Source organism: Enterobacter cloacae complex sp. SYL003 (genome assembly GCF_049236925.1).
Lineage (GTDB): Bacteria > Pseudomonadota > Gammaproteobacteria > Enterobacterales > Enterobacteriaceae > Enterobacter > Enterobacter intestinihominis.
Window position 1 is genome coordinate 1 of record NZ_JBMKJK010000016.1, and the last position, 15,853, is coordinate 15,853.

At 55.9% G+C, this 15,853-nt stretch carries 12 protein-coding genes and 1 riboswitch; of the genes, 4 read left to right on the plus strand and 8 right to left on the minus strand.

The window, feature by feature from the left end; genetic code table 11:
• Positions 1-320: 320 nt before the first annotated feature.
• Both murI and btuB read right to left on the minus strand, forming a co-directional pair.
• The gene (gene murI, locus ACOT1A_RS18695; protein WP_023298885.1) at positions 321-1,172 is read right to left on the minus strand and encodes a glutamate racemase; all 852 of its coding nucleotides are present in this window, start codon (positions 1,170-1,172) and stop codon (positions 321-323) included.
• Positions 1,117-2,964, minus strand: coding sequence for a TonB-dependent vitamin B12 receptor BtuB (btuB, locus tag ACOT1A_RS18700; protein ID WP_023298886.1), 1,848 nt, complete (start codon positions 2,962-2,964; stop codon positions 1,117-1,119). Before btuB ends, murI begins: the two co-directional genes overlap by 56 nt.
• Positions 2,965-3,030: 66 nt before the next feature.
• Positions 3,031-3,206: riboswitch (cobalamin riboswitch) on the minus strand.
• A gap of 104 nt (positions 3,207-3,310) precedes the next feature.
• Here btuB and trmA point away from each other — a divergent pair.
• On the plus strand, positions 3,311-4,411 hold the full coding sequence (gene trmA / locus ACOT1A_RS18705) for a tRNA (uridine(54)-C5)-methyltransferase TrmA (RefSeq protein ID WP_058677361.1): 1,101 nt from the start codon (positions 3,311-3,313) through the stop codon (positions 4,409-4,411).
• 90 nt (positions 4,412-4,501) lie between these two features.
• On the opposite strand, the gene ACOT1A_RS18710 is transcribed toward trmA, so the two are convergent.
• Positions 4,502-4,861 (minus strand): YijD family membrane protein, encoded by a 360-nt coding sequence (locus ACOT1A_RS18710; RefSeq protein ID WP_017383113.1) that lies wholly within the window; start codon positions 4,859-4,861, stop codon positions 4,502-4,504.
• A gap of 9 nt (positions 4,862-4,870) precedes the next feature.
• Positions 4,871-5,509, minus strand: coding sequence for an HTH-type transcriptional repressor FabR (fabR, locus tag ACOT1A_RS18715; RefSeq protein ID WP_003862059.1), 639 nt, complete (start codon positions 5,507-5,509; stop codon positions 4,871-4,873).
• Positions 5,510-5,705: 196 nt separating this feature from the next.
• On the opposite strand from fabR, the gene sthA reads away from it, so the two are divergent.
• Positions 5,706-7,106 (plus strand): Si-specific NAD(P)(+) transhydrogenase, encoded by a 1,401-nt coding sequence (gene sthA, locus ACOT1A_RS18720; RefSeq protein WP_154051983.1) that lies wholly within the window; start codon positions 5,706-5,708, stop codon positions 7,104-7,106.
• Here sthA and oxyR read toward each other — a convergent pair.
• The 4 genes from oxyR to argC all read right to left on the minus strand — a co-directional run bounded on the left by oxyR (position 7,089) and on the right by argC (position 11,578).
• Complete coding sequence (gene oxyR / locus ACOT1A_RS18725) at positions 7,089-8,006, minus strand: DNA-binding transcriptional regulator OxyR (RefSeq protein WP_022649783.1); 918 nt, start codon at positions 8,004-8,006, stop codon at positions 7,089-7,091. The two genes, sthA and oxyR, sit on opposite strands and share 18 nt — an antisense overlap.
• 305 nt (positions 8,007-8,311) lie before the next feature.
• Positions 8,312-9,685, minus strand: a complete 1,374-nt coding sequence (gene argH / locus ACOT1A_RS18730; RefSeq protein WP_023307180.1) for an argininosuccinate lyase — start codon at positions 9,683-9,685, stop codon at positions 8,312-8,314.
• 105 nt (positions 9,686-9,790) lie between these two features.
• Positions 9,791-10,567 (minus strand): acetylglutamate kinase, encoded by a 777-nt coding sequence (argB, locus tag ACOT1A_RS18735; protein WP_115504209.1) that lies wholly within the window; start codon positions 10,565-10,567, stop codon positions 9,791-9,793.
• 6 nt (positions 10,568-10,573) lie between these two features.
• Positions 10,574-11,578, minus strand: a complete 1,005-nt coding sequence (gene argC, locus ACOT1A_RS18740) for an N-acetyl-gamma-glutamyl-phosphate reductase (protein WP_032626959.1) — start codon at positions 11,576-11,578, stop codon at positions 10,574-10,576.
• Between the two features lie 88 nt (positions 11,579-11,666).
• Here argC and argE point away from each other — a divergent pair, with 88 nt between their 5' ends.
• Together argE and ppc are read left to right on the plus strand one after the other, a co-directional pair.
• Positions 11,667-12,818, plus strand: coding sequence for an acetylornithine deacetylase (gene argE / locus ACOT1A_RS18745; RefSeq protein ID WP_015569956.1), 1,152 nt, complete (start codon positions 11,667-11,669; stop codon positions 12,816-12,818).
• Positions 12,819-13,124: 306 nt separating this feature from the next.
• Positions 13,125-15,776: a phosphoenolpyruvate carboxylase gene (ppc, locus tag ACOT1A_RS18750; protein ID WP_022649787.1), complete on the plus strand. Its 2,652-nt coding sequence runs from the start codon at positions 13,125-13,127 to the stop codon at positions 15,774-15,776.
• Positions 15,777-15,853: the final 77 nt, after the last annotated feature.

Below are 15,853 nucleotides of genomic sequence, written 5' to 3' on the forward strand. Positions count from 1 at the left end.
TTCATTTAGTGTCCGAGGACATTAAGAATCCATGTCACTTTGAGTGCCCACACAGATTGTCTGATAAATTGTTAAAGAGCAGTTGCAACGCGGCTTTCAGCTCATCGTTGCGAGGTCCCGTATATTACGTTTTCCTCATTCAGAGTCAAGCAATTATTTTCACTTTTCTCTGTTGGCGTTCATCTCTGAACCCCGCTGTCCCGGCGGCTTGTAAGCCGTTGTTCCGTGTCAGTGGAGGCGCATTATAGGGAGTTCTCAGACGTTGACAACCCCTCTTTGAAAAAAAACGTTCAACCGTCTCTTTTTTGCTCAAAACCGTGCTACAGCGCCAGTTTTTCGAGCGTTTCGAAGCCATAACGACGTAAAACGGGCAAAAGTTGTTCGGTTTCTTTTGTTATCGCCATACAGAAAGCGATGTTCGCATCCGCTGATTTCGCATCCGGCGCCTCGTGCTCCAGTAGCCAGGCCGTCCGACGCGCAATCGCAGCACCGGAATCCACCAGCCGGGTCCCTTCAGGCAAAACCTTTAACAGCTCTTCCTGTAATAGCGGGAAATGGGTGCAGCCGAGAACAACCGTATCCGGTGGTTCCTGCATCCGCAGCCATGGACGCAGAATGCGACGCAGCTCTTCAAGCGATACCGTCTCGCCGTGCAGTTTCGCTTCCGCCATTTCCACCAGCTCCGCGGAGCCGAGCATGGCGATCTGGCATTCATTGGCAAAGCGCTCAATAAGCTCACGCGTATAAGGACGTTTTACCGTACCGCGTGTCGCCAGCAACCCCACGATACCGTTCGCCGTCAGACGCGCCGCAGGTTTGATTGCCGGGACAACGCCCACAACCGGGAACGGGAATTTTTCGCGCAGGGCAGGAAGAGAGACCGTGCTTGCCGTATTACAGGCAATAACCGCCAGCGCCAGGGGATAGCGCTTTTGTACCGCAGTGACGATTTCAATCACACGCTCAACGATAAAGTCTTCACTCTTTTCCCCATACGGGAACGCGACGTTATCGAAGGCGTAGATGTAATGGAGATCCGGCAGGAGCTGCCGAATCTCATCATAGACCGAAAGCCCACCGACGCCGGAATCAAACACCAGCACGGTGGGACGCGGATCAGAAGGTGTAGCTGCCAGACAAGGTGTATTCCCGTCCTGCAGTTTGGTAGCCATAAACTGTCTCGTAATCTTTATCGAACAGGTTGGCTATTTTACCACGAACTGTGAGATGTGAGGTGACAGGATATGAAACCGCGACGTCCCACAGGCTGACGCCGCCCATTTTAACTTTCTCTGACGGATAGGTTCCAAAGTCGGTGTCGTAGCGCGTGCCGAGATAGTGATACGTCAGGCTCCAGTCAACATCATAGATCTGCGTATCAAGCTGATATTTCACCTGCTGTTTAGCACGACGGTCCAGAAGTTGATTGGTTGCCGCATTGCGGGCATCCACATAGTCGTAGCCCACAGTATGCGTCAACGGACCCGTATCAAACGACGCTGTCGCTTCTACACCTTTAATGCGTGCTTTGCCGACGTTGTAATATTGCTGCAGGTTATTGTTGAAGTCGATGAGATTATCAACGTCATTACGATAGCCGGATACGCGCCAGCTTACGCCTGCCGTCAGGCCTTCAAACGCCCCTTCCCACTGCTTGCTCTCTTCAGGATCAAGATGGGTATTGCCGTAGAAGCCATAGAGCTGACCCAGATTCGGCGCTTTATAGGCCGTGCCATAAGAGGCTATGAAGCGGTAACCGTCAACGAACTCCCAGGCTGCGCTACTTTGCCAGGTACCATGGCGACCAAACTGAGAGTTGTCATCGCTGCGGGCTGCCGCCTCCAGAGTGAAATCTCCAAACTGCTGCAACCCAGTCAGGTAGACGCCAGTGTTACGCAGGTCATAGGCGTTGGTTACGTAGTTGGTACCCGGCTCGGTGCTCTGTTTCTGCCAGTCAACGCCCGCGCCGATGTTGCCATGTCCCACGTCAACTGAGTTGGTCCACTGAACATTGTACTGTTTGATTTCATCCAGGGTTGCTGTGGAGTCATAGCGTCCAAGGTGCGGATCGTAATTGTAGTCTTTGCTGTGACTGTAGCTGGAGAGCAACTGTGAATGGAAAATATCCCGGTTAAACCGCAATCCGGCATCCCAGGTCTGGCTATAGAGTTGGCGGGTATCAACCAGCACATCAGGGGTAAATGAACTGTAATAGCCGTCATAGGCGGTACGGTTGCTGTAACCATAGCCGCGAACGAAACCACTCCATTGCTCAGAGAAAGCATGCTCCAGTGCGCCGTAGAGCGTTTTATTCATAAAGCCGTCGCGATCGGTCTGGGCAAGGCCGCCGTTATTACCGTCAGCAACGACGTCAAAGCCTTTTGTGTAGGTGTAATCCCCCGCCAGCGTAACGCGCGTACTTTCACCCAATGTTTGCTGGGTGCTGCCACCATAATTCTGGAAGCCGTGTGTCCCAACGCCAGCATTCAGCGTTGTGCCATCCTTCGCACGCGTAGTGATAATGTTGACTACACCACCGATCGCATCCGAGCCGTACACCGCCGAACGCGGTCCACGAAGATATTCGATGCGCTGCACCAGGGAGATCGGAAACTGGCTAAGATCGGACGACCCCGTGACGCCCGCCTGGTTAAGACGGATCCCGTCGACGAGAATCAGGACATGGCTGGAGTTCGTACCGCGTATAAAGAGAGAAGAGAGCTGCCCCATCCCGCCATTTTGTGCCGTATCTACGCCAGGCAGGCGACGCATGACATCCAGAACCGTGGTGGATTGCCAGCGGTCGATATCGGCCCGCGTCACGACAGAAGTCGCAGCCAGAACAGATTTTTCAGGTTGTTCGAAACGGTTTGCTGTCACCACCAACGAGTCGGCGCTTTCCTGCGCCCAGCCCGAAAATGCCGTGACGGAAAACGCCGTCAACAGCGATACTTTTTTAATCATTGTTAAAGCATCCACAATATAAGAAGGATGCCGCAGGCCTCATCGATAGCACGCGATGATGAAACCAAATGCGACGTGATCCCGGCAGGTCTTCGGGCTGGGTGGCGTTATACGGATGAAGACTTCCCGTTTTCACAGTGTCTACAACTCTCATCCCGCCAGTCTTTACCGCTGCGCGTCAGCTCCAGATTTGCACTGGATTCCCTTTTCACTCTCAGGAGACCGGAAACAGAATGCTACAATTAGACACGTATAGATGTCCAGATAGCTATTAGCCATTAAATCTGGACATCCACTGCACAATCCCTACAATCCCCGCGTAATTCTTTATCACTCAGGACGCATCATGACCCCCGAACACCTCCCGACAGAACAGTACGACGCACAGCTGGCAGAAAAAGTTGTCCGCCTGCAAAGTATGATGACGCCTTTCAACGCGCCCGTTCCCGAGGTGTTTCGTTCTCCGGTCAGCCACTACCGTATGCGCGCTGAGTTTCGCATCTGGCACGATGGCGATGACCTGTACCACATCATTTTCGATCAGCAGACGAAATCCCGGATTCGCGTAGACAGTTTCCCGGCGGCGAGTGAGCTTATCAACCAGCTAATGACGCTGATGATCGACGGTGTGCGCACTAATCCGGTGCTGCGCAACAAGCTGTTCCAGATTGACTACCTGACCACCCAAAGCAATCAGGCCATTGTCTCTCTGCTCTATCACAAAGCGCTGACCGACGAGTGGCGCGAGCAGGCAGTAGCCCTGCGCGATGCGCTGCGCGCGCAGAACATCAACGTGCACCTGATTGGCCGCGCGACCAAAACCAAAATCATGCTGGACCAGGATTACATCGACGAGCGTTTGCCGGTGGCAGGAAAAGAGATGGTTTACCGTCAGGTGGAGAACAGCTTCACCCAGCCGAATGCGGCAATGAACGTGCAGATGCTGGAGTGGGCGCTGAATGCGACGGAAGGGTCGACGGGCGATCTGCTGGAGCTCTACTGCGGTAACGGCAACTTCTCGCTGGCGCTGGCGCGTAACTTCGAGCGCGTGCTGGCGACGGAAATCGCCAAACCGTCGGTGGCCGCCGCGCAGTACAACATCGCCGCTAACCATATTGATAATGTGCAGATCATTCGTATGGCGGCAGAAGAGTTTACCCAGGCGATGAACGGCGTACGTGAGTTTAACCGCCTGCAAGGGATTGATTTGAAGAGCTACCAGTGTGAGACAATTTTTGTCGATCCGCCGCGCAGTGGCCTGGACAGCGAAACCGAGAAGATGGTGCAGGCGTACCCGCGTATTTTGTACATCTCCTGTAACCCGGAGACGCTGTGCAAGAATCTGGAAACATTAAGCCAGACGCACAAGGTTGAACGTCTGGCGCTGTTCGATCAGTTCCCATATACGCACCATATGGAGTGCGGCGTACTGCTCACGGCGAAGTAATGTGGGCCTTGTAGGGCAGGTAAGCGAAGCGCCACCTGCCAAAAAAGCCGGATGGCGCTTCGCTTATCCGGCCTACAATGACAAAACCCTTTACTCTGGTAACTGGCTCTTGCGGCTACGCATGCGAGAGCCAATCCAGAACACCAGCGCCACAGACAGCACCGCAGGCAGGAAGTTAGAACCGATATCCGGATACTCTGCACGCACGACGGTGCTGTACAACAGTACACCCAGAATAAAACAGGCTGCGGCCAGCCCCGGTAACCCAACCGGCATGGTGCGGTTCAGATAACGTTGATGCAGGCAATACACCGTCAGCACCAGCGCGATAATCGGGAAAATCGAGAACGGTACAATTGAGCTGAAAACCGCCGCAAACGTACCGTTAATGGATAAGCCAGCGATCAATGCCAGCAACAGCGTTCCTTTATCCTGACCTGACTGTTTCATTACTCACCTTCACTCATCGTTTTGATGTGCCAACTTCTCTTGTTCACGGCGATACCAGTAGTACGCACCTTTAGAAATCATCCGCAGCTGCAATACCAGTCGCTCTTCGAGTTGCTTACGTTGTTCAATGCTGACATCCAGCGCTTCGGCACCCGCACTGAAAACAATGGTCACCATCGCCTCGGCCTGTGCTTCAGTAAACGCACGCGGCATATGGTTTTCGAGTTCAAGATAGTCGGCAAGTTCCGCGATGAAATGCTGAATTTCACGCGCGACGGCGGCACGAAACGCCGCCGACGTGCCAGAGCGCTCGCGCAGCAAAAGGCGAAACGCGTTAGGGTTATTGCCGATAAATTCCATAAATGTCGACACGGAGGTGCGGATCACGCTGCCGCCTTTGGCAATACGCTGACGCGCCTGACGCATAAGCTGGCGCAGCATCAAACCGCTCTCGTCGACCATGGTCAGGCCCAGTTCATCCACATCACGGAAATGACGATAGAAGGACGTTGGCGCAATCCCGGCCTCGCGCGCCACTTCGCGCAGGCTTAAACTGGCAAAACTCCGCTCAGCACTCAGTTGACTGAATGCGGCTTCCACCAGCGAACGCCGGGTTTTCTCTTTTTGTTGTGCTCTTACGCCCATCACGATAGTTGAATCCTTCCAAAGGCCCGTTGGCACTATACCAGAGAATAAAATTAATCTGTTTACCTGGCTTTGTGAATGATTGTTTACGCGCGGTTTGTGCTCCACTGCCCGAAAAAAGCACAACGATAATTGGGTTACCCAGGCAATGATGTTATGATTCTGTTGCTTTTATGTATAAGAACAGGTAAGCCTTGCCATGCCACATTCCTACGATTACGACGCAATAGTTATTGGTTCCGGCCCCGGCGGCGAAGGTGCTGCTATGGGTCTGGTAAAACAGGGAGCCAGAGTAGCGGTTATTGAGCGCTACCATAATGTCGGCGGCGGTTGCACCCACTGGGGCACCATCCCTTCGAAAGCCCTCCGCCACGCCGTTAGCCGCATTATCGAATTTAACCAGAACCCTCTTTACAGCGACCACTCCCGACTTCTTCGTTCTTCCTTTGCCGATATCCTGAATCACGCAGACACGGTCATTAACCAGCAGACGCGCATGCGTCAGGGTTTCTATGAGCGCAACCACTGTGAAATTCTGCAGGGTAACGCGCATTTTGTGGATGAACACACCCTGGCGCTGGAGTGCCACGACGGTTCGGTTGAGACGCTCACCGCTGAAAAATTTGTGATTGCCTGCGGATCGCGCCCATATCATCCGGCAGACGTGGACTTCTCTCATCAACGTATTTACGACAGCGACTCCATCCTCAGCCTGCACCACGAGCCACGCCATGTGATCATCTATGGCGCGGGCGTGATTGGCTGTGAATATGCGTCGATTTTCCGGGGAATGGAGGTCAAAGTTGATTTGATCAACACCCGCGACCGGCTGCTGGCGTTCCTCGATCAGGAGATGTCAGATTCCCTCTCCTACCACTTCTGGAACAGTGGCGTGGTGATTCGCCACAACGAAGAGTACGAGAAAATCGAAGGCTGCGACGACGGTGTGATCATGCACCTGAAATCTGGTAAGAAGCTGAAGGCGGACTGCCTGCTGTATGCCAACGGCCGTACCGGCAACACGGATTCATTGCAGCTGGAGAATATCGGGCTTGAAACCGACAGCCGCGGTCAGCTCAAGGTCAACAGCATGTACCAGACTGCGCTGCCGCACGTTTACGCGGTCGGCGACGTTATTGGTTACCCAAGTCTGGCCTCCGCTGCTTACGATCAGGGCCGCATCGCCGCACAGGCGCTGGTGAAAGGTGAAGCGACGGCGCATCTGATCGAGGACATCCCGACGGGCATCTACACCATCCCGGAAATCAGTTCTGTCGGCAAAACCGAGCAGCAGTTGACGGCCATGAAGGTGCCTTACGAGGTGGGTCGTGCCCAGTTTAAACACCTGGCGCGCGCACAAATTGTGGGGATGAGCGTGGGTACGCTGAAGATCCTGTTCCATCGCGAGACGAAAGAGATCCTCGGTATTCACTGCTTTGGTGAACGTGCCGCGGAAATCATTCATATCGGCCAGGCGATCATGGAGCAAAAAGGTGGTGGCAACACCATCGAGTACTTCGTTAACACCACCTTTAACTACCCGACCATGGCGGAAGCCTATCGGGTAGCTGCGCTGAACGGCTTAAACCGCCTGTTTTAACGCGTTGTCGAAATGGCCATCCATTGCACCACGGATGGCCTCTGCCAGCTGCTCATAGCGGCTGCGCAGCGGTGAACCCGGACGATAAACCAGGCCGATCGTGCGACGCGGCTCTGGCTTAATACACGGCAGATAGACCACGCCATCACGCTTACGCTCGCGCGGCACGGCCAGCGCAGGCAGCAGCGTAATGCCACTTCCCGCCGCGACCATGTTACGCAGCGTTTCCAGGCTGGTTGCGCGGAAATGGGTATCTTCATCTGCACCCGCTTCGAAGCAGAAGCCCATCGCCTGATCGCGCAGACAGTGGCCGTCTTCCAGCATCAGCAGCTTTTCTCCGGCCAGATCGGCCATCGGCACGCGATCGCGGTTCGCCCACGGGTGATCTTCATAGATCGCCAGCATCATCGGCTCATCGAACAGCGGTACTTCAATAAACGCTTCACTCTCTTTGACCAGCGCCAGGATCGCGCAGTCGAGCTTGCCGCTGTCTAACTGCGCCAGCAGCTGATGGGTTTGCGCTTCATGCAGGTACATTTCGAGTTTCGGGAACGTCTGGTGCAGCAGCGGAATGATTTGCGGCAACAGATACGGGCCAACGGTTGGGATCAGGCCAATATGCAGCGGGCCGGACATCGCCTCCCCCTGCTGGCTTGCCATTTCCTTGAGCACTTTGACCTCGCGCAGTACGGTGCGCGCCTGATCCACCAGCAGCAGACCTGCCTGCGTGAACAGTACCTTACGACTGGTGCGCTCCAGCAGCATCACGCCCAGCTCATCTTCCAGCTTGCGGATCTGACCGCTCAGCGTTGGCTGGCTGACATGGCAGGAGTCTGCCGCGCGGCGAAAATGGCGATGCTCAGCTAACGCTACCAGGTATTCAAGATCACGAATATTCATTATTCATCCTCCGTCGCCACGATAGTTCATGGCGATAGATAGCATAGCAACGAACGATTATCCCTATCAAGCATTCTGTTGAATAATACATCACATAGACGAGGCGGCACGTGTTTGACCCAAAACGACCCCGCACCGTCAGCGAGTTTCTCTCAAAACTCGAAAAACTAAAGCCAACGTGAACTTTTGCGGACCCCGTGGTCCGCTTTTTTTTGCGTATAAAAAAGCCCGGCACTAAGCCAGGCTCCGTTTTTCTCCCTCTCCCTGTGGAAGAGGGCCGGGGTGAGGGCACCAGCCCGCACAAATCAAACCAACCGGTTTTTCGCGTCCGCAATCGCCTGCGCCACCTGCTTCGGCGAGACTCCACCTTTCGCCGCACGCTTATCCAGGCAGGATTGCAGGGCCAGAATCGGGTAGACATCCTCCCCAATAACCGCACTGAATTTTTGCAGGTCGGCAAGCGCCAGCTCTTCAAGGGCTTTACCCTGACGAATCGCTTCCACTACCGCTTCACCCACAATATGGTGCGCCTCGCGGAACGGTACGCCTTTCGCCACCAGGTAGTCTGCCAGCTCGGTAGAGTTAGCATAGCCCTGCTGCGCCGCTTCCTGGCAGCGAGGACGTTTCACCTGAATGCCGTCCAGCACCAGCGCGCCCATATGCAGACAGTCCAGCCAAGTGTCGAGCGCGTCGAACAGCCCCTCTTTGTCTTCCTGCATATCTTTGTTGTATGCCAGCGGCAGCCCTTTCAGGGTCATCATCATGCCGGTCAGCGCGCCCTGCACGCGGCCACACTTACCGCGGATCAGCTCCAGCGCATCCGGGTTTTTCTTTTGCGGCATCAGGGAGGAGCCGGACGTCACACGGTCGGACAGCTCGACGAAGCCCGCTTCGCCAGAGTTAAAGAAGATCAGGTCTTCGGCAAAGCGCGACAGGTGCACCATCCCGATAGAGGCATTCGACAGCAGCTCCAGCACGTGGTCACGGTCAGAGACGCTGTCCAGGCTGTTGCGGGTGGCGGAAGCAAAACCCAGCCAGCCTGCCAGCTGCTCACGGTCGATTTCATACGCCGTACCGGCCAGCGCGCCGCTGCCCAGCGGGCTGACGTCCAGACGCGTTAAGGTATCCTGTAAACGGCTCTCATCACGCGCCAGCATCTCAACGTAGGCCAGACACCAGTGCGCAAAGGTCACCGGCTGTGCGCGTTGCAGGTGGGTATAACCCGGCATCACCGCATCCTGATTGTTCTGCGCAGTGTCCACCAGCGCGCTCTGCAGCTGACGATTCGCCGCCAGCAGTTCGCCGACGGTCTCTTTACACCACAGCTTCAGGTCGGTCGCCACCTGGTCATTACGGCTACGCCCGGTATGGAGCTTTTTACCCAGCTGGCCGACTTTGTCGATCAGTTTGCCTTCCACCCAACTGTGAATATCTTCGGCATCGCTCTGGAGGATTTGCTGCGGATCCAGACGCACCTCTTCCAGCAGATTATTCAGCGCCTCTTCCAGCTGCTGCTGTTCCTCTGCGGTCAGCACGCCCACGGTCACCAGCGCTTTGGACCAGGCCACAGAGCCGACAATATCCTGTTCGGCCAGGCGGTAGTCGAAGCGCAAAGAGTCGTTGAACTGTTTGAACCGCTGATCCGCTGCCTGTGTAAAACGCCCACCCCAAAGTGCCATAACGAATTTCCTTAATGATGATATTTTTGCCCGGTGGCGCTGCGCTTACCGGGCCTACAAAATTCACGTAGGCCGGATAAGCGAAGCGCCATCCGGCACAGAATCTTAAGCCAGAATACGCGTACCAATCGGCGTACCGTTAAACAGCGCCGGGAGTTGCTCCGCGTGACGCCAGGAGGCGATATCCACCGGACGACCCAGCGTGCGCGCAGCATCCAGCGCCGCGTTCACCTTAACGATCATGCCGTCGGTGATAATGCCCTGATCGATCAGCTGTTCGGCTTTTGTGGCGGTCATTTCCGCTATACGCTGGCCTTTGCCGTCCAGAATACCGCTCACGTCGGAGAGCAGGATCAGGTCTGCGCCCAGCGTAGCAGCCAGCGCGGTTGCCGCCTGGTCCGCATTGACGTTCATCAGCTCGCCCTCTTCGGTCACGCCGATTGAGCTCACCACCGGCAGAAAACCACCTTCCAGCAGGGTGTTAATCAGCTTAGGCGAACCTGGCTGCGCCAGTCCAACATGGCCAAGCGCTTCGTCGAGCTGGGTCACTTTCACGCTATCGCCATCGCCAAGACAGAGGCCAACGGACGCGATGTGGTGCTTCTTCGCCCACGCCAGCAGCGTTTTGTTCGCCGTCCCCGCCAGCGCACCAGTAATAATGTCAATCTGGTCGGCAGGCGTGACGCGCAGGCCATTTTTCTTAATCACCGGCAGGTTGAGCCCTTTCATCAGCTCGTCCACCACACAGCCGCCGCCGTGGACAATCACCAGCGGACGTTGATGTGATTCACGATAGTTCACCAGCGCGGTAAACAGGCGCTCCAGCGCTTCTTCGCTGTCCAGCAGTACACCACCGAGTTTGATAATTAATGGGTTCATCATCACACCTTAAATAAGAGCCTGCGTTTCAGGGAAGCCGAAACGAATATTTGCACACTGCATTGCCTGTGCGGCAGCGCCTTTGAGTAAGTTATCTTCTGCGGCGACCACAATCAGGTGCTCGCCCTGCACGGCAAAGCCGATGTCGCAGAACGGCAGGCCGACCACGTTTTTTAGCGCTGGTACGCCTTTGTCATACAGACGCACCAGTGGTTTATCCGCATACGCCTGCGTGAAGACTTCGCTCACCTGTTCTTTGGTCACACCCGGCTTCAGGCGGCAGGTAATGGTTTCGAGGATCCCGCGCGGGAAGCTACCGAGGTGCGGGGTGAAGATCACCTCCGCGCCCAGATGGGTGGTGATTTCAGGGTGATGACGGTGATTAAACACGCCATACGGCTGAAGGCTCACTTCGCAGAAGCTGTTGGAGATCGCGGCCTTGCGCCCGGCGCCGCTCACGCCGCTGGTGGCGTTGATCACCGGCCACTGGTCAAGATCCAGCAGACTCGCGTCGATCAGCGGCTTAAGGGAGAGCTGCGCCGCCGTCGGGTAACAGCCAGGCACGGCAATCAGATTCGCTTCTTTCAGTTTATCTGCGCTCCACTCCGCCAGGCCGTACACCGCTTTTTCGAGCAGATCCGGGTGCTGATGGGTGAAGCCGTAATATTTTTCGTAGAACGCGCTGTCGTTAACGCGAAACGCGCCGGAGAGATCGAAGACCACGCAACCGGCTGCCAGAAACTGCGGCGCCAGGTCGTGACTGACCTCGTGTGCGGTGGCTAAAAACACCACGTCAACGCCGTCGGTAAACTCGCTGATGTCAGACATGGCCTGCAAAGGCAAATCAACCACGCCCTTAAGTTGTGGATGCAAATCGGAAATTAACTTTCCGGCATCATTGCTTTGCGCTGACACGGTCAAAGCGGTTATGGTCATATGTGGGTGGCGATTCACGTAGCTTACAAGCTCTGCGCCCGCATAACCGCTAGCGCCTACAATCAGCGTATTCAACATCGGGTTCCTTTATGCTCAACGTTAATGTATTTTTATTCACATTTATTGCATGAATATTGATACTATCACGACCTAAGGTGTGTCAACAATGAAAATGAACTTACCGCCATTTATCGAGATTTACCGCGCCCTGATTGCCACACCGTCCATCAGCGCAACGGAAGAAGCGCTGGATCAGAGCAATGAGTCTTTAATCAATCTGCTGGCGGGTTGGTTTAGCGATCTTGGGTTTAACGTTGAGGTTCAGCCCGTCCCCGGAACACGTCACAAATTTAACCTGCTCGCCAGCACCGGACATGGCGCTGGCGGCCTGCTGCTGGCTGGTCACACTGACACCGTGCCGTTTGACGATGGCCGCTGGACCCGCGATCCGTTCACCCTGACAGAGCACGACAACAAGCTCTACGGTCTCGGCACGGCGGACATGAAAGGCTTCTTTGCTTTTATCCTCGACGCGCTGCGTGACGTGGACGTGACAACGCTGAAAAAGCCGCTCTACATTCTGGCGACCGCCGATGAAGAGACCAGCATGGCGGGCGCACGGTATTTCTCTGAAAACACGTCGATTCGCCCGGACTGCGCGATCATCGGTGAACCTACCTCTCTGCAACCGATTCGGGCGCACAAAGGCCATATTTCTACCGCAGTGCGCGTGCTGGGCCAGTCTGGTCACTCCAGCGATCCGGCGCGCGGCGTGAACGCCATTGAGCTGATGCATGACGCGATTGGCCGCATCATGACCCTGCGCGACGATCTGAAAGAGCGCTATCACTACGAGGCGTTCACCGTGCCGTATCCGACGCTGAACCTCGGCAGCCTGCACGGCGGTGATGCGTCCAACCGTATCTGCGCCTGCTGCGAACTGCATATGGATATCCGTCCTCTGCCGGGCATGACGCTGAGCGATCTGGATGGCTTACTGAACGAAGCGCTGGCCCCGGTCAGCGAGCGCTGGCCGGGACGTCTGACGGTCTCCGAACTGCATCCGCCGATTCCAGGCTACGAATGCCCGCCTGACCACCAGCTGGTTCAGGTGGTGGAAAAACTGCTCGGAGAGAAAACCGACGTGGTGAACTACTGCACCGAAGCGCCGTTTATTCAGACCCTGTGCCCGACGCTGGTTCTGGGCCCTGGCTCCATCAACCAGGCCCACCAGCCGGACGAATATCTCGAAACCCGCTTCATCAAGCCCACCCGCGAACTCATTACCCAGGTTGTGCATCACTTCTGCTGGCATTAAAACGGCCCCTCACCCTGCCCTCTCCCCAAAGGGGAGAGGGTGTTCAAGTACCCTCTCCCCTTTGGGGAGAGGGTTAGGGTGAGGGGAGTAAATCCCGCGATCTCCGTCACATTCCCATAAGCATCTCTTATCTGACGCAATACGAATTAAATTTCGTAAATTGCCCGCATTTATTCATCTGCTGAACCGTTTTCGCAGCAATTGACGACGGGGGTTTTACGTGGCTTTATAAAGGGAGATGACAAAATAATGTCCAGAAAATTTTCGCCTGGGCATAAACAAAAATGATGGGGTGACTGGGTTTTTATGAACGAACAATATTCCGCGTTGCGTAGTAATGTCAGTATGCTCGGCAAAGTGCTTGGAGATACCATCAAAGATGCGTTGGGGGAGAACATCCTCGACCGTGTTGAAACCATCCGCAAGCTGTCCAAATCTTCCCGCGCCGGTAACGAGGCCAATCGTCAGGAGCTGCTCACCACCTTGCAGAACCTCTCTAATGATGAGCTACTGCCCGTTGCCCGCGCCTTCAGCCAGTTTCTGAACCTGGCAAACACCGCTGAGCAATACCACAGCATTTCGCCAAAAGGCGAAGCGGCCAGCAACCCGGAAGTCATTGCCCGCACCCTTCGTAAACTCAAAGACCAGCCCAACCTCAACGAAGCGACCATCAAAAAAGCGGTGGAATCCCTTTCGCTGGAGCTGGTGCTGACCGCACACCCAACCGAAATCACGCGTCGTACGCTGATCCACAAAATGGTGGAAGTGAACAACTGTCTGAAGCAGTTGGATAACAAAGACATTGCCGACTACGAACGTAACCAGCTTATGCGCCGCCTGCGCCAGCTGATTGCTCAGTCCTGGCACACCGATGAAATTCGTAAGCATCGCCCAAGCCCGGTCGACGAAGCCAAATGGGGCTTTGCGGTGGTGGAAAACAGCCTGTGGGAAGGGGTGCCAAACTACCTGCGCGAGCTTAACGAACAGCTGGAAGAAAATCTGGGCTATCGCCTGCCGGTCGACTTTGTGCCGGTTCGCTTCACTTCCTGGATGGGCGGAGACCGCGACGGCAACCCGAACGTGACGGCGGAAATCACCCGTCATGTCCTGTTGTTGAGCCGCTGGAAAGCAACCGATCTGTTCCTGAAAGATATTCAGGTGCTGATCTCCGAGCTGTCGATGGTAGAAGCGACGCCGGAACTGCGCGCGCTGGCCGGTGAAGAAGGTGCCAGTGAGCCGTACCGTTTCCTGATGAAAAAACTGCGCGGTCAGCTAATGGCCACGCAGGCCTGGCTGGAAGCGCGCCTGAAAGGCCAGCGCCTGCCGAAGCCGGAAGGTCTGCTGAGCCAGAACGAACAGCTCTGGGAACCTCTGTACGCCTGTTATAAATCGCTTCAGGCCTGCGGGATGGGCATCATTGCCAATGGCGAGCTGCTCGACACCCTGCGCCGCGTGAAGTGTTTCGGCGTGCCGCTGGTGCGTATCGACGTCCGTCAGGAAAGCACCCGTCATACCGAAGCGCTGGGCGAGCTGACCCGTTATCTCGGCATTGGCGACTATGAAAGCTGGTCCGAAGCCGACAAACAGGCGTTCCTGATCCGCGAGCTGAACTCCAAGCGCCCGCTGCTGCCGCGCAATTGGGAGCCAAGCAATGACACCCGCGAAGTGCTCAACACCTGTAAAGCGATCGTGGATGCGCCGAAAGGATCGGTGGCCGCCTATGTGATCTCCATGGCGAAGACCCCGTCCGACGTGCTGGGCGTTCACCTTCTGCTGAAAGAAGCGGGCATCGACTACGCTCTGCCGGTAGCACCGCTGTTTGAGACTCTCGACGACCTGAACAACGCCAACGACGTGATGACCCAGTTGCTGAACATCGACTGGTATCGCGGCTTTATTCAGGGCAAGCAGATGGTGATGATTGGCTATTCCGACTCCGCGAAAGATGCGGGCGTGATGGCAGCCTCCTGGGCGCAGTATCAGGCGCAGGATGCGCTAATCAAAACCTGCGAAAAAGCCGGTATTGAACTGACCCTGTTCCACGGACGCGGCGGCTCAATTGGTCGTGGCGGTGCGCCTGCACACGCGGCGCTGCTCTCCCAACCACCAGGAAGCCTGAAAGGCGGACTGCGCGTGACCGAGCAGGGCGAGATGATCCGCTTCAAGTACGGCCTGCCGGAAGTGACCATCAGCAGCCTGTCGCTCTATACCAGTGCGATCCTGGAAGCCAACCTGCTGCCGCCGCCGGAGCCAAAAGAATCCTGGTGCCGGATTATGGACGAGCTGTCTGACATCTCCTGCGATCTGTATCGCGGCTACGTGCGTGAAAACAAAGACTTTGTGCCTTACTTCCGCTCAGCCACGCCTGAGCAGGAGCTGGGTAAACTGCCGCTCGGCTCGCGCCCGGCCAAGCGTCGTCCTACTGGCGGCGTTGAATCCCTGCGCGCCATTCCGTGGATCTTTGCCTGGACGCAGAACCGCTTAATGCTGCCAGCCTGGCTGGGTGCCGGTGCGGCGCTGCAAAAAGTGGTGGAAGACGGTAAGCAGAGCGAACTGGAAACCATGTGCCGCGACTGGCCATTCTTCTCTACCCGTCTGGGCATGCTGGAGATGGTCTTCTCGAAAGCCGACCTGTGGCTGGCGGAATACTACGATCAGCGTCTGGTGAAACCCGAGCTGTGGGCGCTGGGTAAAGAGCTACGCGAGCTGCTGGAAGGCGACATCAAAGTGGTGCTGGATATCGCTAATGACTCCCACCTGATGGAAGACCTGCCGTGGATCGCCGAGTCTATCCAACTGCGTAACATCTACACCGACCCGCTGAACGTTTTACAGGCTGAACTGCTGCACCGTTCGCGTCTGGCGGAAGAGGAAGGTAAAGAGCCGGATCCGCGCGTTGAACAGGCGCTGATGGTGACGATTGCGGGCGTTGCGGCGGGGATGCGTAACACCGGTTGATCGGTTTTGCCGGGTGGCGCTTACGCTTACCCGGCCTACAATAGGCTTTTCGTAGGCCCGGCAAGCGCCAGCGTCGC

Excerpts from the sequence above, each read along its gene's own strand:
- btuB (WP_023298886.1), bottom strand. The coding sequence starts at position 2,964 with ATGATTAAAAAAGTATCGCTGTTGACGGCGTTTTCCGTCACGGCATTT.
- ACOT1A_RS18710 (WP_017383113.1), bottom strand. The coding sequence starts at position 4,861 with ATGAAACAGTCAGGTCAGGATAAAGGAACGCTGTTGCTGGCATTGATC.
- argE (WP_015569956.1), top strand. The coding sequence starts at position 11,667 with ATGAAAATGAACTTACCGCCATTTATCGAGATTTACCGCGCCCTGATT.
- argB (WP_115504209.1), bottom strand. The coding sequence starts at position 10,567 with ATGATGAACCCATTAATTATCAAACTCGGTGGTGTACTGCTGGACAGC.
- oxyR (WP_022649783.1), bottom strand. The coding sequence starts at position 8,006 with ATGAATATTCGTGATCTTGAATACCTGGTAGCGTTAGCTGAGCATCGC.
- argC (WP_032626959.1), bottom strand. The coding sequence starts at position 11,578 with ATGTTGAATACGCTGATTGTAGGCGCTAGCGGTTATGCGGGCGCAGAG.
- ppc (WP_022649787.1), top strand. The coding sequence starts at position 13,125 with ATGAACGAACAATATTCCGCGTTGCGTAGTAATGTCAGTATGCTCGGC.
- trmA (WP_058677361.1), top strand. The coding sequence starts at position 3,311 with ATGACCCCCGAACACCTCCCGACAGAACAGTACGACGCACAGCTGGCA.
- sthA (WP_154051983.1), top strand. The coding sequence starts at position 5,706 with ATGCCACATTCCTACGATTACGACGCAATAGTTATTGGTTCCGGCCCC.
- argH (WP_023307180.1), bottom strand. The coding sequence starts at position 9,685 with ATGGCACTTTGGGGTGGGCGTTTTACACAGGCAGCGGATCAGCGGTTC.
- murI (WP_023298885.1), bottom strand. The coding sequence starts at position 1,172 with ATGGCTACCAAACTGCAGGACGGGAATACACCTTGTCTGGCAGCTACA.